The 18,262-nt window shown below is 59.2% G+C and carries 17 protein-coding genes and 1 pseudogene; 7 read left to right on the plus strand and 11 right to left on the minus strand.

Annotated features, from left to right (window positions below):
• Positions 1 to 46: 46 nt before the first annotated feature.
• Both AFK62_RS00830 and AFK62_RS22995 read left to right on the plus strand, forming a co-directional pair.
• Complete coding sequence (locus AFK62_RS00830; RefSeq protein ID WP_007667678.1) at positions 47 to 646, plus strand: LysE family translocator; 600 nt, start codon at positions 47 to 49, stop codon at positions 644 to 646.
• Positions 647 to 745: 99 nt separating this feature from the next.
• Positions 746 to 850 (plus strand): annotated as a pseudogene (locus AFK62_RS22995) (type II toxin-antitoxin system RelE/ParE family toxin); the annotation flags it as partial.
• 127 nt (positions 851 to 977) lie between these two features.
• On the opposite strand, the gene fdhE reads toward AFK62_RS22995, so the two are convergent.
• The 4 genes from fdhE to fdnG are packed head-to-tail and all read right to left on the minus strand — an operon-like array spanning position 978 to position 6,501.
• Entirely contained in the window at positions 978 to 1,907 is a 930-nt protein-coding gene (gene fdhE / locus AFK62_RS00835; RefSeq protein ID WP_007667681.1) for a formate dehydrogenase accessory protein FdhE, read from the minus strand.
• On the minus strand, positions 1,904 to 2,539 hold the full coding sequence (gene fdoI / locus AFK62_RS00840) for a formate dehydrogenase cytochrome b556 subunit (protein ID WP_007667684.1): 636 nt from the start codon (positions 2,537 to 2,539) through the stop codon (positions 1,904 to 1,906). Before fdoI ends, fdhE begins: the two co-directional genes overlap by 4 nt.
• Positions 2,536 to 3,438: a formate dehydrogenase subunit beta gene (gene fdxH / locus AFK62_RS00845; protein WP_007667686.1), complete on the minus strand. Its 903-nt coding sequence runs from the start codon at positions 3,436 to 3,438 to the stop codon at positions 2,536 to 2,538. The genes fdoI and fdxH overlap by 4 nt, the downstream gene beginning before the upstream one ends.
• 12 nt (positions 3,439 to 3,450) lie before the next feature.
• A complete protein-coding gene (gene fdnG, locus AFK62_RS00850; RefSeq protein ID WP_085960956.1) occupies positions 3,451 to 6,501 on the minus strand; it encodes a formate dehydrogenase-N subunit alpha in 3,051 nt (1,016 codons plus the stop codon).
• Positions 6,502 to 6,666: 165 nt separating this feature from the next.
• Between fdnG and fdhD the strand changes: the two genes are divergently transcribed.
• Both fdhD and AFK62_RS00865 read left to right on the plus strand, forming a co-directional pair.
• Positions 6,667 to 7,509 carry a formate dehydrogenase accessory sulfurtransferase FdhD gene (gene fdhD / locus AFK62_RS00860; protein WP_007667692.1) on the plus strand — a complete coding sequence of 281 codons (843 nt, stop codon included), beginning with the start codon at positions 6,667 to 6,669 and terminating at the stop codon, positions 7,507 to 7,509.
• A gap of 130 nt (positions 7,510 to 7,639) precedes the next feature.
• A complete protein-coding gene (locus AFK62_RS00865; protein ID WP_007667694.1) occupies positions 7,640 to 7,849 on the plus strand; it encodes a YdgH/BhsA/McbA family protein in 210 nt (69 codons plus the stop codon).
• Between the two features lie 37 nt (positions 7,850 to 7,886).
• Here AFK62_RS00865 and AFK62_RS00870 read toward each other — a convergent pair whose 3' ends face one another.
• Positions 7,887 to 8,210: an AzlD domain-containing protein gene (locus AFK62_RS00870; RefSeq protein WP_007667696.1), complete on the minus strand. Its 324-nt coding sequence runs from the start codon at positions 8,208 to 8,210 to the stop codon at positions 7,887 to 7,889.
• A complete protein-coding gene (locus tag AFK62_RS00875; protein WP_144420973.1) occupies positions 8,210 to 8,869 on the minus strand; it encodes an AzlC family ABC transporter permease in 660 nt (219 codons plus the stop codon). The genes AFK62_RS00870 and AFK62_RS00875 overlap by 1 nt, the downstream gene beginning before the upstream one ends.
• Before the next feature lie 105 nt (positions 8,870 to 8,974).
• On the opposite strand from AFK62_RS00875, the gene AFK62_RS00880 reads away from it, so the two are divergent.
• The 3 genes from AFK62_RS00880 (at position 8,975) to AFK62_RS00890 (ending at position 12,838) form a co-directional block, all read left to right on the plus strand.
• Positions 8,975 to 9,523: a helix-turn-helix domain-containing protein gene (locus AFK62_RS00880; protein WP_007667701.1), complete on the plus strand. Its 549-nt coding sequence runs from the start codon at positions 8,975 to 8,977 to the stop codon at positions 9,521 to 9,523.
• 75 nt (positions 9,524 to 9,598) lie between these two features.
• Positions 9,599 to 10,606: a LacI family DNA-binding transcriptional regulator gene (locus tag AFK62_RS00885; RefSeq protein ID WP_007667703.1), complete on the plus strand. Its 1,008-nt coding sequence runs from the start codon at positions 9,599 to 9,601 to the stop codon at positions 10,604 to 10,606.
• A gap of 102 nt (positions 10,607 to 10,708) precedes the next feature.
• Positions 10,709 to 12,838: an alpha-galactosidase gene (locus tag AFK62_RS00890; RefSeq protein WP_007667704.1), complete on the plus strand. Its 2,130-nt coding sequence runs from the start codon at positions 10,709 to 10,711 to the stop codon at positions 12,836 to 12,838.
• A 225-nt stretch (positions 12,839 to 13,063) separates the two neighbouring features.
• Here the strand turns inward: AFK62_RS00890 and rhaM are convergent, their stop codons facing one another.
• From rhaM to AFK62_RS00915, 5 genes are all read right to left on the minus strand, one after another.
• Positions 13,064 to 13,378, minus strand: coding sequence for an L-rhamnose mutarotase (rhaM, locus tag AFK62_RS00895; RefSeq protein WP_007667706.1), 315 nt, complete (start codon positions 13,376 to 13,378; stop codon positions 13,064 to 13,066).
• The gene (fucO, locus tag AFK62_RS00900) at positions 13,375 to 14,523 is read right to left on the minus strand and encodes a lactaldehyde reductase (RefSeq protein WP_053531673.1); all 1,149 of its coding nucleotides are present in this window, start codon (positions 14,521 to 14,523) and stop codon (positions 13,375 to 13,377) included. Before fucO ends, rhaM begins: the two co-directional genes overlap by 4 nt.
• A 162-nt stretch (positions 14,524 to 14,685) precedes the next feature.
• Positions 14,686 to 15,690 carry an ABC transporter permease gene (locus AFK62_RS00905; protein WP_007667709.1) on the minus strand — a complete coding sequence of 335 codons (1,005 nt, stop codon included), beginning with the start codon at positions 15,688 to 15,690 and terminating at the stop codon, positions 14,686 to 14,688.
• Complete coding sequence (locus AFK62_RS00910; RefSeq protein ID WP_007667712.1) at positions 15,687 to 16,688, minus strand: ABC transporter permease; 1,002 nt, start codon at positions 16,686 to 16,688, stop codon at positions 15,687 to 15,689. Before AFK62_RS00910 ends, AFK62_RS00905 begins: the two co-directional genes overlap by 4 nt.
• Positions 16,688 to 18,199: a sugar ABC transporter ATP-binding protein gene (locus tag AFK62_RS00915; RefSeq protein ID WP_007667715.1), complete on the minus strand. Its 1,512-nt coding sequence runs from the start codon at positions 18,197 to 18,199 to the stop codon at positions 16,688 to 16,690. Before AFK62_RS00915 ends, AFK62_RS00910 begins: the two co-directional genes overlap by 1 nt.
• Positions 18,200 to 18,262: the final 63 nt, after the last annotated feature.

An 18,262-nucleotide genomic window follows, 5' to 3' on the forward strand; every position in this document is an offset into this window, starting at 1 on the left:
CGTGATTATGGTTAAGTAACCGCTTATGTGAACAGGCGGGGATACTGTGGATATTTCAGGTTTTGTGCTGGCCATTGCGCCAGTCGCGCTCTCACCCGGAGCCAGCTTTACGCTGGCGATGAACAATGTGATTCACCGGGGGCTTTCGGGCGTGTTTAGCGTCATCGTGGGCACGATGCTCGGGATTTATATTCACGCCTCGCTGGTCGGGCTTGGCGTTACACAACTGCTGGTGCGTTATCCGCCGGTGATGGGTGCTTTACAGGTGACGGGCACGCTCTATCTGCTCTGGCTGGCGCTGCGGCTTATTGCCAGCGGGATTCAGGCCTGGCGACGGCCCCGGCACGATACCGGACGCGGCGCAGGCGTGAAAGAAGCACTACTGGCGAACCTTTTTAACCTCAAAGCGATTCTGCTCTGGCTGACGGTTGTGCCAGCCTTTGCGGGTTCTGCGTTTGTGCATTATCTGGCGCTCGCCAGCGTGCATGTCGCCATCATGGCGCTGTGGCTTATCGTGTGTGGCGGCGCAATCGTTGTGACCACCCGCCGTTTTTCGGTGCGCTGGCTGAAAGTGGTCGTCGATACCGGCGGCGGGCTTTTTCTGTTGGTTCTCACGCTCTCGTCCGCCCTGGCGCTGTTGCAATAAGCGGTGGCTACAGGCAGAGATGGATGTGGTTTATGTCACGTGAGAAACCATTACGGAAGGCAGTTCGCAGAAGGGAATCCTTGCGTAACAGGCATTGTTTACTACCTTCGGCTGCTGCTGGTTTACCGCAACGGGGTAAAAGACAATCTGACGCCCCAGGAAAAGACCGTGCTCAGAATGCTTAATGACAGGGGGGATGGATAAGGCGCTTTTTGGCGAGCGATTCCGGCCCTGGCGTGATAATGCGCCTCTCTTTTGGCTTGATGTGTGAAGGCAGACGTGAACGCGGAAAGAAGAAGCCCGCTCTGTAGAGAGCGGGCCAAAGGCCGCGTTATTCACCCTCTCCCGGGAACAGGAATGGGTTGATAGAGCTTCTGGCGAAGCCTTCTTGCTCCATACGGGCGTCGAGCACCAGCGAAGCGAGATCGTCGGCTACCGGTTCTACGTTCGGGTCTTTTTCCTGATACAGGATCTTCAGGTAAGTGCCGCAGTCGCCGCAGCTTTCGGCTTTGATCGCCGCCTGCTCGCTCTCAAGCGACCAGTAGTGCAGATCGCGGGTCTGCTCGCAGTTGCTGCACTTGATGCGCACCACGTGCCACTCGGTTTCACACAGGTTGCAGTGCAGGTAGCGCAGGCCCTGGCTTGAACCGATATGCACCATGCTGGAAACCGGGATGCTGCCGCAGACCGGGCAGAACTGGCGCGCTTCGCCATATTCAGCACGTGCTTTGCCGGGAATGAGGCTTGCCATCTGCGCCCAGTAGAGCGAGAGCGCAGCCCAGATGAACGGCGCTTTATCGCTGCTGACGGCGCTGAAATCGGCGCTAAACAGCGCGCTCGCCATCGTTTCCAGCTCTTGCGCGGAGGACTTTTCCAGATTCTCAATCACCGCCAGCGCCGGGCCGGTCATTTCCGGCTTCAGCTCTGCAATGAGTGACTGCAACAGCTTTTGCCAGTGACCGTCACGCGGGAGCACGTGAATATCGAGCGGGGGCTTGCCCTGGTCTGCCGCCTCTTTGATGCGGGCTGTCAAATCCATCTCCAGCGGGTGGTCATACAGCACCACTTCCTGAGCATGCGCGATCAGCGCGGCAAAACGCAGGTAATCGCCCAGCGGATTGTTTTCAGCCAGCTCACGCAGACGAGCAGCGCGGCGGTTATACAGGTTTTTCAGTCTGGGGAACAATAACGGCGGAATCACTTCCGCCGTGCGTTTATCGCTCTTCTCCAGCTGGTCTTGCGGGATGATGCGAATACTCATTCAGTCGATTTTTCCTGTTTCTCGCGCACTTCGCGATACCAGCGCGGGTGGTGTTTCTTCGCCCAGGTTTTGGTAACCCAGCCTTCCACCATGGCGGTAATGGTGCCTTTGACCCACAGGGCCGCGTAAATATGCACCATGATAACCACAATCAAGGCCACCGCGGCAAATGAATGCGCCAGCAAAGCCAGGCGAATTACCGGGATGGGGAACATCGGTGCGAACCACGGGCGCCAGATAACCACGCCGCTTGCCAGTAACAGCAGCAACAGCAGGATAGCCGCCCAGAAGACGCACTTCTGACCAAAATTATAGCGCCCGGTATCGCCCACTTCCTCGTTCATGGCGATTTTGTGGATATTTTTCGCCCACAGGATATCGTCACGGTTAATGAGGTTGTGGTGCCAGTAGCGGAAAAACATCAGCATGAACGAGGCGAACATCACCACCCCAACGAAGGGGTGGAGGATGCGCGCCAGCTGCGGCGTACCGAGAATATTCATCAGCCAGTTGAAGGAGGGGAAAAAGAACCCCAGCCCGCTCACCGCCGCCAGCACGAAGGCGAAGGCGGTGATCCAGTGGTTGATACGTTCCGGCGCGCTGTAGCGCACGATGGTGTCACGTCTTTTCATTTACGCACCTCATCATCGTCATGGTGCAGGTTCTCGTCATCTTCCTCGGCGCGGTTCGGACCGATACCGACATAGTGGAAGACGCTGGCTGCGAAGGTCGCCGCAAAGCCTATCGCGGCGAGCGGTTTCCAGATGCCTTTCCAGAACTTAACCGCTTCGCTGATTTCCGGGTTCTCCGGCAGACCGTGATACAGATTCGGCTTGTCGTTGTGGTGCAGCACGTACATGACGTGTGTACCGCCAACGCCTGCCGGATCGTACAGGCCCGCGTTTTCGTAACCACGCGTTTTCAGCTCCGCCACGCGCTCGCCCGCCAGCTGTTTCATATCCTCTTTAGAACCAAAGTGGATAGCGCCAGTTGGGCAGGTTTTCACGCACGCCGGCTCCTGGCCCACGGTCACGCGGTCTACGCACAGGGTACATTTGTAGACGCGGTTATCTTCCGGGTTCAGGCGCGGCACATCGAACGGACAGCCCGCGATGCAGTAGCCGCAGCCGATGCACTGTTCAGACTGAAAATCGACGATGCCGTTCGCATACTGAATGATAGCCCCTTCCGACGGACACGCCTTCAGGCAGCCCGGATCGGCACAGTGCATACAGCCATCCTTGCGGATAAGCCATTCCAGTTTGTCGTTCTGCTCGACTTCCGAGAAGCGCATCACGGTCCAGGACTTGGCGGTCAGATCCGCCGGGTTGTCATACACCCCGACGTTATGACCGACTTCGTCACGCAGATCGTTCCACTCCGAACAGGCCACCTGACAGGCTTTACAGCCGATACAGGTGGTCACGTCGATAAGCTTCGCCACTTCCAGCTGGTGGTCCCGCGCCTGAGGCGCGGGCGTGAAACCGTTAGTCGCGGAACGACGGATAATGTCTTGCGATTGATAAGCCATAAGTCGTCTCCGTTACACCTTTTCCACGTTCACCAGGAACGCCTTAAATTCCGGCGTCTGGGTGTTGGCGTCGCCGACGAACGGCGTCAGCGTGTTGGCGATAAAGCCTTTCTTCGCGACCCCTTCGTAGCCCCAGTGAATCGGAATACCGATGGTATCCACCTGCTTGCCGTTCACGTTGAGCGTGCGAATACGCTTGGTCACCACCGCCTTGGCTTTGATGTAGCCGCGGTTGGAGGAGACTTTCACGGTGTCGCCCTGTGCGATGCCGAGCTTACCGGCCAGCTTTTCGCCGATCTCCACAAACTGTTCCGGCTGCGCGATGGAGTTCAACAGCGCGTGCTTGGTCCAGTAGTGGAAATGCTCCGTCAGACGGTACGTCGTGCCGACGTACGGGAACTTATCCGCTTTGCCCATCGCTTCCAGATCGCCTTTGAACACACGCGCCGCCGGGTTAGACACCACATTCGGGTGCAGCGGGTTGGTGCCAAGCGGCGTCTCGAACGGCTCGTAGTGTTCCGGGAACGGGCCTTCCGCCATTTTGTCGATGGCGAACAGACGGCCCATGCCTTCCGGCTGCATGATAAACGGACCGACATCGCTGCCCGGAGGCGCGGTGCTGTAGTCCGGAATATCGGCGCCGACCCACTTGCCGTTGGCGTAAGACAGCAGCTGACGTTTCGGGTCCCACGGTTTACCCTGCGGATCCGCGGAGGCGCGGTTATACAGGATGCGGCGGTTCAGCGGCCATGCCCATGCCCAGCCCAGCGTGTTGCCAAGGCCTGACGGGTCGGCGTTGTCGCGACGCGCCATCTGGTTGCCGTCCGGCGTCCAGCTGCCTGCGAAGATCCAGCAGCCGCTTGACGTGGTGCCGTCGTCGCGCAGGTGCGCGAAGGTGCCAAGCTGATCGCCTTTTTTCGCAAGGACCTTGCCGGTGACCGGGTCGATGATGTCTTCCAGCGCTTTACCGTTGCTCTCCATGGCCACTTCTTCCGACGACGGGTTTTCCGGCGTCGAATAGTTCCAGCTCATGTTGAGAACCGGCTCTGGCGTGGCGCCGCCCTGCTCGGCGTACATTTTACGCAGGCGCAGGAAGATACCGGCCAGGATTTCGCCGTCGTTCAGCGCTTCACCTGGCGCGTCCTGACCTTTCCAGTGCCACTGCAGCCAGCGGCCGGAGTTCACGATAGAACCGTTCTCTTCGGCAAAGCAGGTCGATGGCAGACGGAACACTTCAGTCTGGATGCTCGCAGTATCGACATCGTTCTGCTCGCCGTGGTTCTGCCAGAAGGTAGCCGTTTCGGTGTTGAGCGGATCGATAGTGACCAGGAACTTCAGCTTAGAAAGCGAAGCGATAACTTTGTTTTTGTTCGGGAACGACGCGACCGGGTTAAAGCCCTGGCAGATGTAGCCGTTGACTTTGCCCTGATGCATCATCTCGAAATATTGCAGGACGTCGTAACCTTTGTCCCACTTCGGCAGCCAGTCGAAGCCCCAGCTATTCTCAGCCGTCGCTTTGTCGCCATAGAAGGCTTTCATCAGCGAGACAAAGAATTTCGGGTAGTTGCCCCAGTAGTTCACCTGGCCTTCCAGCAGCGGTTTCGGCGTGTTGGCGGTCAGGTACGTTTGCAGATCGGCTTGTTTTTCGCTTGGCAGCGACATATAGCCGGTCAGGCTCTGGGTCAGCAGGCCGAGGTCGGTCAAGCCCTGAATGTTGGAGTGTCCGCGCAACGCGTTCACGCCGCCACCCGCCATCCCCATGTTACCCAGCAGCAGCTGGATCATGGCCATGGTACGGATGTTCTGTGCGCCAACGGAGTGCTGCGTCCAGCCGAGCGCATACAGGAACGACGCGGTTTTGTCGTGCACGCTGGTTTCGGCGATGTACTCGCACACTTTCAGGAAGTCGGCTTTCGGCGTACCACAGATGTTCTCAACCACATCCGGCGTATAGCGTGAAACGTGCGTTTTCAGCAGGTTCCAGACGCAGCGCGGATGCGAGAGCGTGGTATCGCGTTTGGCGAAGCCTTTTTCGTCCAGCTCATAGTGCCAGCTGGTTTTGTCATATTTGCGTTTTTCCGCGTCGTAGCCGGTAAACAGGCCATCATCGAAACCGTAATCTTCACGCACGATAAGGCTGGCGTTAGTGTAGGCATCGACATATTCGCGGTTAAACTTATTGTTGTTCAGCAGGTACAGCAGTACGCCTGACAGGAAGGCGATGTCAGTACCGGAACGGATAGGCGTATAGAAATCGGCCACCGACGCCGTGCGCGTAAAGCGCGGGTCAATAACGATAAGCTTCGCGCCATTGTGGATCTTGGCTTCCATCGCCCAGCGGAAACCCACCGGATGCGCTTCTGCCGCGTTCCCACCCATCACAACGATGAGGTTGGCGTTCTTCATATCAACCCAGTGGTTGGTCATCGCACCGCGACCAAATGTTGGAGCAAGACTTGCTACCGTTGGTCCGTGTCAGACACGCGCCTGGTTATCCACGGCTAACATGCCGAGGGCGCGGGTAAATTTCTGGGTTAAATAGCCGGTTTCGTTACTGGACGCGGAAGCACACAGCATACCGGTGGAGAGCCAACGGTTGACGGTGGTGCCTTCGGCGTTCTGCGCGATAAAGTTAGCGTCGCGGTCTTCTTTCATCAGCTTAGCGATGCGATCGAACGCGTCTTCCCAGCTGATGCGCTGCCATTTATCGGAGCCTGGCGCGCGGTATTCAGGGTATTTCAGACGCGATTCGGAGTGGATGAAATCCACCAGGCCTGCGCCTTTCGGGCAAAGCGCCCCGCGGTTGACCGGATGATCCGGGTCCCCTTCGATGTGGAAAATCGAAGATTTTGCGTTTTTCGCGCCGTCGCCGAGGCTATACATCAAAAGCCCACAGCCAACGGAGCAGTACGTACAGGTATTACGGGTTTCGCGGGTGCGCAGCAATTTATATTGCCGTGTTTCCGCCAGCGCGACGCCGGGAGCGAATCCCAGTGCGGCTGCCGTGGTGCCTGCCATACCGCCAGCGCAGATCTTAAAGAACTGCCTTCTGCTGACCTGCATGGATTGCTCCTTGTTCAGACATTGTCACAAAGTAAGTCGTATGGTTTTTCTTTTGCGGATGCCGCCGCAACGGTTCACAATCATCATTCCCTTCTAAACGCGGAGGGATTAGGCGCAACAGAATACCACAATGTTGCTGAGGCTGTTTCAGACGGTTAATAAAAAGTGAATAAGAACCATCCAGAACTGTTGCAAAACGTGACCGACGTCACCGCCGCTCGTTCCCTTCCGCTCTGGAAAAGAGAGAATCTCACCACCACGCAGCCGGACTGGCTGGCGGAAGAAGTGCCGGTAGCACTGGTCTACAACGGGATATCCCACGTCGTGATGATGGCATCTCCCAAAGATTTGGAAAATTTTGCCCTTGGATTTTCTTTATCGGAAGGAATTGTCGAATCTTCACACGAAATTTACGGTATGGATATTATCCATGGGTGTAATGGTATCGAAATTCAGGTGGAACTTTCCAGCCGTCGCTTCATGGGGCTTAAAGAGCGCCGTCGTAATCTGGCGGGCCGTACCGGCTGTGGCGTGTGTGGCGTAGAGCAGCTCAACGATATCGTGCGTCCGCTGGCACCGCTGCCGTTTACCCAGACATTTGCGCTTGCGCATCTCGACGGCGCGCTGCGTGGCCTTGCGAGCGTGCAACCTGTCGGCGAACTCACCGGCTGCACCCATGCCGCCGCCTGGCTCACGCCAGAAGGCGATATCGCGGGTGGGCATGAAGATGTCGGGCGTCACGTCGCGCTGGATAAACTGCTGGGCCGCCGCGCGCGCGAAGGCTGGCAGCAGGGCGCCGTACTGGTTTCAAGCCGCGCCAGTTATGAAATGGTGCAAAAGGCCGCCACCTGTGGCGTGGAGATCCTGTTTGCGGTTTCTGCCGCGACCACGCTTGCCGTTGAGGTTGCCGAGCGCTGCAACCTGACGCTGGTGGGCTTTTCGCGCCCTGGCCGCGCAACAGTCTACACACATCCGCAGCGGCTGATTGCAGATGACGCGCACGTGTGATTATTGTTCAGTTTTTCTGAAAAAGATTGGCAAATCCTTCCGCTTTTTGTTTTTGAGGTGCAGGTCTAGTATTACACACATCGAAGGCGCTGTGCCTTCTCACCTAAACAAGACCTGAAGGAATTTAGCCATGAAAACTATCAAAACTTTTGTTGCAGTTATGACCCTCGCTACCGCTTTCGGCGCTTTTGCTGGCCAGTCCGTTACCGCCACTGACACCACGCTCTCCGGCGCAGAAGCAAAAATCGCTGCGCAGGCACAGCAGATGGGCGCGACGTATACCATTACCGAAGCGTTCACCGGCAATCAGGTTCACATGACGGCCGAACTGAACAAATAAGCCAGAAGTTGTCGAAAGAGCGCCTGCGGGCGCTTTTTTATGGCATACCCGCCAGACGCAGCAGCGCGGTCACGACCGCTGCCGCGGCAATAACCACGATTAATGGCGCCTTGCGCCAGGCAAGAAACAGCGCAAACCCCACGCCCAGCACCCTCGCCATACCCGCAAAACTTTCGCCTTCATAAAACGTTGCCGCCAGCGCCACGGCAAACAGCAACGTAGTGGCTGCATCCGAAAGCAGGCCCTGCGCGCGTTCGCTCAGCGCCAGCTTATTGCCCAGTTTCGCGCCGCTAAAGCGCATCAGCCAGGTGCCGACAGAAAGCACGGCGATACCAGCAAGGAGCGTCATTGTGCTCGCCATTATTTTCTCCTCGTGAATAAACCGACCAGAGAGAGCAGTACCGGCAGCCCGACCGGTGCGAACGGCACAGCGGCGAGAGAGAGCGCCGCACCGCTGCCTGCGCGAATAAGCGTGGTTTTATTTTTAAGCGCGGGCAGGACCAGCGCGAGCAAAATCGCCGGGAACACGGCGTCCAGGCCGATGGTTTCCGGTGCGGGCAGCAGCGCGCCCATCGCCGCGCCGATAACCACGCCAAGCGGCCACACCAGCGCCACGCCCATTCCGCACAGCCAATAGGCGGCTTTACGGGTCTCCGGGGTCTTCTGCGATAAACCGAACACCACGCTTTCATCATTCATGATGTGCGAGCCGAGCAACCTTTTTGCCCCCTGACCGACCAGATCCCGTACCGTGATGCCGAACGGCAAATGACGCGCGTTGACCAGCAAACCGGCAGCCGCGGCGGCAAGTGGGCTACCGCCGCTGGCAACGATCCCGATAAAAATAAATTCCGATGCGCCTGCCAGTACCGAGACGGATAACAGCAATGGCACCCATAGCGAAAAGCCATAAGTCATCGCCAGCGTGCCGTATGAAATCCCGACCACGCCGACGGCCAGACAGACCAGTGCAATAGCCCTTATAATGTCGCCTTTAAGGCAGGCGAACCGGTGCATAATCATACGTTTTTCACCCATAACGAACGAATGAACATTATAATGAACATGCCAGGCCTGATTTTCAACACGAACGTTCGTTCATTTTAACGAACCAGGGAGTCCCACATGACACAGCCAATCAGCGTGATCGCAAAGAGCCTTGTGCGGGAACGTACGCGCGCCGGGCTTTCGCTGGCCGAGGTGGCCCGACGCGCGGGCATCGCCAAATCTACGCTCTCCCAGCTGGAAGCCGGTAACGGGAACCCGAGTCTGGAGACGCTCTGGGCATTATGCGTGGCGCTGGATATCCCTTTCGCGCGTCTGATGGAGCCGCAGGTCAATAAAACGCAGGTGATCCGCCGGGGCGAAGGGCCAAAAGTGGTTGCGGAACTTGCCAACTATCAGGCCATTTTGCTGGCGACCTGCCCGCCCGGCGCGCGACGTGACATCTATCTGCTGCTCACGCAGCCGGAAGGCGAGCGTTTGTCGCACCCGCACCCGACAGGATCGGTGGAACATATCATCGTGACGCAGGGGCGGGCGCTGGTGGGGCTGGCGGAAGCGCCGGAGGAGCTGTGCGCGGGTGATTACATCTGTTACCCCGCCGATCAGGAGCATGTTTTTCGCGCTCTGGAGCCGGACACCCACGCGATTCTCGTGGCGGAACAAAATTAAGCCTTACAGAAATTATGGACGCCAGCGGCGCCTTGAGTAACACTCTTATGCACCGTGTAATCAGGCACTTAAACTATGTCGCTTAAAGCTATCGCCGCACAACTTGGCCTCTCTGTGACCACCGTCAGCCGGGCGCTGAACGGTTATGACGACGTTTCTCAGGAGACCCGCGCGCGGGTAGAGGCCGAGGCGGCGCGGCGCGGTTACCGGCCGAATACGTTCGCGCGTCGGCTGAAGATGGGCAAAATTGATGCCGTCGGGCTGCTTTTCCCGGTACGCCCGGCACCGCTGCGCAACAGCGTTTTTATGGAAATGGTGGGCGAGATAAGCCACGGTCTCGCACAGCAGGAAATCGATCTGCTGCTGATTGCCGACGACGCGCCGGATGCCAGTCACAGCTATATGCGCCTTGTGGAAAGCCGCCGCGTCGATGCGCTGATTGTGGCCCACACGCTTGAGGATGACCCGCGTCTGCGCCAGTTGCAGGCGGCGAATTTCCCTTTTCTGGCGCTGGGGCGCAGCCAGCTCTCAGCGCCTTACGCCTGGTTTGATTTCGACAGTCAGGCGGGTATGCGCGAGGCGGTAGAACGTCTGATCGCGTGCGGCCGCCAGCGCATCGCACTCCTTGGCGAGCACAACGACCAGGCTTTTATTGCCCAGCGGCATGCGGGCTGGCAGGAGGCACTTAAGGCGCATTCGCTCTCTGAGGAATGGCTCAGGCGCCTGCCGCCGTCGCGCCGCGCCGGTTATCAGGCAACACTGGAACTGCTTGCGTTACCGAACCCGCCAGACGCTATCGTGACTGACGGCAACACACTGGGCGACGGTGCCGCGACCGCGCTGCAAATGCTGGGCCGCCTGACGGGCGAAAACGCCGTGTCGCTGGTCGTTTACGACGGTTTGCCGCCTGACAGCATTGTCGATATCGATGTCGCGGCGGTCATGCAGTCCACCCGGCAGAGCGTAGGACAGCAGATTGCAGGCATGGTGCTGCGCCTGATGAACGGCGAGGCCGTAGAGCATCTGCAAACGCTCTGGCAACCCGCGTTCCATCCAGGTGTTACGCTCTCTCCCCATCAATAACGTTCGTTAATCGTGTCGCGATCACAAATTTTGCGCCGCCGTATGGCATCCGAAACGTTTCGGATCAACAGTGAATGCATGCTCATATCGGGAGAGACTCTTATGGAAACTCGCATTCATCGTCTGACCAGCGCCAACACCGATGTCATTATCAACACGCTGCCGTTCGCCGAAATTCTCTACTGGGGGCCGCATCTTGCGCATTTTTGTGCAGAAGATTGCGCAAGCCTCGCCCGCCCGGTCGCCAACGGGCGGCTGGATGTAGACTCACCTGTCACCTTAATGGCCGAAACCGGACGCGGGCTTTTTGGCGCGCCGGGGCTTGAAGGGCACCGCAACGGACTGGACGCCTCGCCGGTATTTACCACGCGCGAGGTCACGCAGAACGGACAAGCGCTGACTATCGTCAGTGAAGATGACAGCGCCGGGCTGCGGCTGGTGAGCGAGCTGGCGCTGAGCGCCAGCGGCGTGCTGAAAGTGCGCCACGGGTTAACCAACTTGCGCGACGGCGCCTGGCAGGTAGACCGTTTCGCAGTCACGCTGCCGGTGGCCGAGCGGGCGCTGGAGGTGATGGCATTTCATGGCCGCTGGACGCGTGAGTTCCAGCCGCACCGCGTGGCGTTAAGTCATGATGGCTTTGTGCTGGAAAATCGCCGCGGGCGTACTTCGCATGAACATTTCCCGGCGCTCATCGCGGGCACAGCGGGCTTTGGCGAGGAGCGTGGGGATGTCTGGGGCGTGCATCTGGGCTGGAGCGGTAACCACCGGCTCAAGTGCGAGGTGAAAACCGACGGGCGGCGTTATCTCCAGGCGGAAGCGCTCTACCTGCCGGGCGAAATGGCGCTCATGACGGGTGAGACGCTGCATACGCCCTGGCTTTACGCGAGCCACTCCGCGCGCGGCCTCAACGGAATGAGCCAGCAGTTTCATCGCTTTCTGCGTGAGGAGGTTATCCGTTTTCCCGGCAACAAACCGCGCCCGGTGCATCTCAACACGTGGGAGGGGATCTATTTCGACCATGATCCGGCGTACATCATGCGTATGGCGACCGACGCCGCCGCGCTCGGCGTGGAGCGGTTTATTATCGACGACGGCTGGTTTAAGGGGCGCAATGACGATCACGCCGCGCTCGGCGACTGGTATCTGGATGAGCAAAAATACCCGGACGGCCTGATGCCGGTAATCGACCACGTGAAAAATCTCGGTATGGAGTTCGGCATCTGGGTCGAGCCGGAGATGATTAATCCGGACTCTGATCTTTATCGGGCGCATCCGGACTGGGTACTGGCGCTGCCGGGGTATCCGCAGGCGACGGGGCGTCATCAGTGGGTGCTTAACCTGGCGATCCCCGAGGCGTTTGACTATCTGGTGGAACGCCTGAGCTGGTTGCTGGGCGAGCACCCGATCGATTACGTGAAGTGGGACATGAACCGCGAACTGGTACAGCCAGGGCATCAGGGACGGGCCGCCGCAGACCTCCAGACGCGCCAGTTTTACCGCCTGCTTGACCTGCTGCGCGAGCGGTTTCCGCACGTTGAGTTTGAATCCTGCGCCTCCGGCGGCGGGCGCATCGATTACGAAGTGCTGACGCGCACGCACCGTTTCTGGGCGTCTGATAACAACGACGCGCTGGAGCGCAGCACTATCCAGCGCGGCATGAGCTACTTTTTCCCGCCGGAAGTCATGGGCGCGCATATCGGCAACCTGCGCTGCCACGCGACGTTCCGCCAGCACAGCATTGAATTTCGCGGCCTGACGGCGCTGTTTGGCCATATGGGGCTTGAGCTTGATCCGGTGACCGCCGACGCCCGCGAGGCGGCGGGCTATCAGCGCTACGCCGCGCTGTATAAAGCGTGGCGCGAGCTTATTCATACCGGCGACCTGTGGCGCGTGGAGATGCCGGATGCGGCCACCCAGGTGCAGGGAGTCGTCAGCCACGATCGGTCGCAGGGGCTGTTTCTCATAAGCCAGCTTGCAATGCCGGATTACACGCTGCCGGGTGCGTTACGCGTGCCGGGGCTCGCACCGGATACCCGCTACCAGGTGCGGCTGGTGGATCACCCGAATATTCAGCTTACTGGCGCAGGCGGCCACACCATGCGCCAGCTACCGGGCTGGATGAACGTGCCGGTGATAGCGAGCGGCGAATGGCTTGCGCAGGCGGGCCTGCAACTGCCGGTGCTCGACCCGGAAACCGCGATACTGATAGCGTTTGAGCGGGTGGCGCAATGACCTCGCCGGTGATACATCTGTAAGCATTAACCTCACAGAGGCGGCGTGATGCGTGATCCCTGCGTCTGCTGCGTGACAAGCTGCATGAAGGGCCAAAGAAGCAGGATGCTCTCCCTCATCATCTTGAATCCCGGGTTTCACCCGCCTGTTGGTCATCCACGGCGGGCCTGACAAGCCGCGAAACAGGTGTATAAAAAAGCCCGCCTGCGCGGGCTTTTTGCTGCCTTACTCCAGATAAAACACGGGCTTTAATGCCTGGCTCACCGGGCTGTTATCCGGGTTGCACGGCATGATATCGCGCATATGTTTCCACCAGCGCTGGCAGACCTCGGTTTGTGCGACGGCGTCCCAGCGCGCTTCGCTTTCTATCTCGACGGTCGCAAACAACAGATGGCGCTGCGTATCAAGCCAGATGGCGTAATGGTGCGCGCCGTGGGCTTTCAGCACCGCTTCCAGCTCCGGCCAGATAGGCGAGTGGCGACGATGGTACTCCTCATGGGCGTCCGGGTTGACCTGCATCACAAACGCTTTACGGATCATAAGGCCTCCAGATAGAGTTCGCGAACCTCATCACGCGAGGCGACGCGCGGATTACAGGGCGCGCAAGGGTCAGCGAGCGCGTTGTCGAGCCAGGTTTCAATATCAGCTTCGGTGACGCCAAGCTGGCTGAAACCGGCAGGAATGCCGACACATGTCGACAGCGCGCGAATGGCATTGATAGCTTCGTGGCTGGCTTGTTCATCGCTCATGCCGCGGGTATCGACACCCATCGCCTGCGCCACGCGTGCGAAGCGCTTCACGGCATTTGGACGGTTAAAGTTTTCTATCACCGGCAGCAAAATCGCGTTGCAAACGCCGTGCGGCAGATTGTGCGTCGCGCCCGGCTGATGCGCCAGCGCATGCACCAGCCCTAACCCCGCGCTGTTAAACGCCATACCCGCCAGATACTGGCCGCAGGCCATCTGTTCGCGAGCCTCCAGGTTGTGGCCATCTTCCACCGCAAGCGGCAGCCAGAGGTTAATCAGGCGAATCGCTTCCAGTGCGTTGGCATCGGTGAGCGGGTGTGCGCCCACTGAGACAAATGCCTCTACCGCATGGGTCAGCGCATCCATGCCCGTGGCGGCGGTAATGGCAGGCGGAATGTCCAGCATGACGCTTGCGTCATCCACGGCGATATCGGGGATCAGATTCGGGTCGATAATGACTTCCTTCACGCGCCGCGCTTCGTCGGTGATCACCGCGTTACTGGTCATTTCTGCCGCCGTGCCTGCGGTTGTGTTAATCGCCACCAGCGGCGCGCCGGGGTTTGTCACCTTGCCGACGCCTGCGTAGTCGGTGGAATGGCCGGGGTTGGCGGTAAGAATTTTAATGGCTTTCGCGGTGTCGATAGGGCTGCCGCCGCCGAAGGCGATCAGATAGTCGCACTGCGCGTGTTGATACGCCGCGAAGCCACGCTGCACCAGCGTTTCAGTGGGGTTAGGAAACACGTCGTCGAACAGCTCATAAGAGAGTTGATGCGCATCCAGCGCGGCGAACAGGCTCTCCAGCAGGCCCAGTTTCACCAGCTGCCCGTCGGTCACGATGAGCGCTTTGCCCCAGCCCTTATTCGCGACCAGTTTCACCATGTCTTCAATCGCGCCCGCGCCGTGCAGGCTGATTTTGGGAAGTGCCAACATAAAGCTCATGAAAATTCTCCTTAACGTTGATTTTGGGAAATCAGTTCTCCTCCCCCCGCGCAGGGGAGAGGGCAAATCCGTCTTGTCGCCGTTATGCCGGGCCACGGCGGGGGGAGCGCCTGCATGTCGCGCGATTTTCCCTCCCCTGTGGGAGAGGGCCGGGGTGAGGGGCTAACGCCGTTTTCGCGCCATCAGACGGCGGGTCATAATCGGCAAAGAAATCACCGCAATCAGCATCAGGCCGACGATAATCGACATCACAATCCCCGGTACGTTGAGCAGGCTCAGCCCGAAGGTGACAAGTCCCATCAGGAAAGCCGCGATGATTACGCCGCCCATGCTGCCCGCGCCGCCCAGAATGCTTACGCCGCCCAGCACCGCCATTGTCACCACGCTCAATTCCCAGCCGAGCGCGATAGTCGGGCGCGTACTGCCGAGCCGCGAGGTCAGCAGGACGGCGGCAAGCCCCGCCATCAGACCGACCAGCGCGAAAAGGATCAGGTTGTGGCGCTTCACATTGATGCCGGAAAACCAGGCCCCCGTCGGGTTGTTGCCAATGGCATAGGTACGGCGGCCAAAGTTGGTTTTGTGCAGCACAAACCAGAACACGGCGGCGAGCACCAGAAAGAGCGTGAACTCAAACGACAGCGCGCCCCAGACGTAACCCTGTCCAAACCAGGCGAAACTTTCCGGGTACTGATTCAGCGCCTGATCGCCCAGCAGGATGTATGTCAGGCCGCGATAAAGGCTCATGGTGCCGATAGTTATCACAATCGATGACAGGTTAAAGCGCGTTACCAGCACGCCGTTAAACAGCCCGCACAGTAGCCCGACGCCAAGCCCGACGCCGACCAGCAGCGGCGTTCCCATCCCTGCCTGCGCGCAAAAGCCCATGAGGGTCGAACTGAGCGCCATCGTAGACGCCACCGACAGGTCAATTTCGCGGGCGATAATCAGCATCGCCATCGGCAGCACGATGATCGCCTTCTCGGTGAAGTTGAACGTGGCGTCCGACAGGTTCCAGATATTGAGAAAATAGGGCGATGCCCACGCGTTCACGAGAAACACCAGCAGCGTCACCGCCAGCAGGAAACCTTCCCAGCACAGTAACCGGCGCAGCGGCGAAGGCGTGGCGGGCGCTGGCGCGGAGGGTTCAGTCATCAGAATTTTGCTCATGATTTCACCGCCTGTTTTTGTCGGGCCAGCGCGACATCGCGCAGAATGAGCCGGCCTTTGCGTTTATTGCCACGCTCGTTCAGCAGCACTGCCACCACAATCACCACGCCGGAGACGGCCATCTGCCAGAATGGCGAGACGCCGACAACCGGCAGCGCGTTGTTGATAACGCCGAGGAATAGCGCGCCCAGCAGGCACCCGGCGACACGCCCGATGCCGCCCATCGTGCTGATGCCACCAATCACGCACGCCGCGACGATTTGCAGCTCAAAGCCGTTTGCCACATCGACATAGGCCATGGCGAAGCGCGAGATCCACAGGTAGCCGCAAAAGCCCGCCAGCGCGCCGGAGAGACAAAAGCTGATGAACTGCATTTTTCCGGCGTTGATGCCGGTGTAATACGCGGCTGTCGCGTTGCCGCCTGCGGTGTAGAGCGCGCGTCCGGTGCGGCTGTAGCGCAGGAAATAACTCACCAGCAGCAGCACCGCGATAGCGCACCAGCCGAGCAGGGGCAGGCCCAATACCGGCAGACGCGGCAGGCCGAGAAAATCGGCGCTCATCTGATGCGCATTCACCCAGGCACCGTCGGAAAGTAAAAAGATGATGCCGCGGTAAACGCTCATGGTACCCAGCGTCACCACAATCGCCGGGATGCCGAGCTTCCAGACCAGCAGGCCGTTGATCACACCCATCAGCAGCCCCAGCAGCGTGGCAAGTGCCAGCAGCAGCGCAACCGGGATGTCCGGATGGTGCGCGTTGATGAGCGCCACAATCATGCCGGTCAGCGCCAGGTTGGCGGCCATCGACAGGTCGATGCCTTTGGTGAGCAGCACCATCATCTGGCCGAGCGCCAGGATAATGAGAATGGACGTATCGTTGAACATCTCTACCAGGTTGGCAGGTGCCAGGAAGGAGGGCACTCGGCTGCCGATAACCAGCAGCATCAGGGCAATCACCAGCCCAAGCAGGGCTTCGCGGTGTTTCAGCAGGGTCTTCATTAGGCTGCCTCCCGGCCCGCGCCGCTGGCGGCGCTGACGATGCTTTCGGCGGTCGCTTTCCCGGCGGCATACTCCGCCACCATTAGCCCTTCGTGCATCACGATGATGCGATCCGCCATGCCCATCACTTCAGGCAGTTCGGAGGAGACCATGATCACCGCCAGCCCCTGGCCGACCAGCTCAGACATAAACTGATGCACTGCGGCTTTGGAGCCGATGTCGATGCCTTTGGTCGGCTCATCGAGAATAATGACTTCAGGGCGGGTGGCGAGCCATTTAGCGATGACGACTTTCTGCTGATTGCCGCCCGAGAGCGTCTCTACGGGCTGCCGCCAGCCCGATGCCTTCACCTGCAAACGCCTGGCGTATTCGTCGGCAAGCGCCCACTCGCGGTCATCGTGCAGAATGCCATTTGGGTTGAGCCGGCTTAACTGCGGCAGGCTGATGTTCTGGGCAATGGGCAACTCAATGATCGCGCCCTGTTTCTGGCGCTCTTCCGGCACGCAGACAATACCGGCCTCGATAGCGTCCGCGGGCTGGTGGAATGCCATGTGTTTTCCGTTGAGGATTATCTCGCCGCTGGAAGGGCGCGTGACGCCGCACAACGCCTGCATCAGCTCGGTGCGCCCCGCGCCGACCAGCCCGTAAAAGCCGAGGATTTCGCCCTTGCGTAGCGAAAAATCGATATGTGCGAATTCGGTCGGGTGGCAGAGATCGCGCACCTCCAGCACGGTGTCGCCCGGTTCACAGACTACTTTCGGGTACGTTTGTGTAATGGCGCGCCCGACCATCATCGCCACCATGCGCTCTTCGGTGATGTCCGTGATGTCGCCCGCGCTGACAAACACGCCGTCACGCAGAATGGTGTAGTGATCCGCCAGCTCGAAAATCTCGTCGAACTTGTGCGAGATAAACAGGATAGCTTTGCCCTCGTGTTTCAGGCGCTCGACTATCTGGTAGAATTCCAGGATCTCATGCTGGGAGAGTGCGGCGGTGGGCTCATCGAGGATAACGACCTGGGCGTCGAAAGAGAGCGCACGGGCGATCGCCACCATATGGCGCTGGGCGATGCTCAGGGTTTTCAGCACCGCATGCGGGTCTATATTGACCTCAAGTCGGTTGAGGATGTCCCGCGCCTGACGGTGCATGGCGGGCCAGTCGAGTTTTTTAAAGAGGCCTTTCACAAGATAGTGGCCGGTAAAAATGTTTTCGGTGACGGTGAGTTCATCAAACAGCACCGTTTCCTGATGGATGGCGGTAATGCCTACCTTATGCGCAGCCTCCGGGTTAGGCAGGGTAATGGGGATCGCTTTATAGAGGATTTCGCCGCCGTCTGGCTGGTAGATGCCGGTCATGACTTTCACCAGCGTGGATTTGCCCGCGCCGTTTTCACCGATAAGCGCGGTGACGCGGCCGGGCCAGAGCTCAAGTTGCACGTTTTCCAGCGCACGCACGCCTGGAAAGGTTTTGCAGATCCCCTTGAGCGAAAGCAGAGGGGTGGATGCCGACATGATGTTCTCCTGTTCGGGTTCTGAGTGGCGTATGCAAGGGCGGGTGCGCTACGCTTACCCGCC

The sequence above is a fragment of the Cronobacter condimenti 1330 genome, assembly GCF_001277255.1.
Classification (GTDB): Bacteria; Pseudomonadota; Gammaproteobacteria; order Enterobacterales; family Enterobacteriaceae; genus Cronobacter; species Cronobacter condimenti.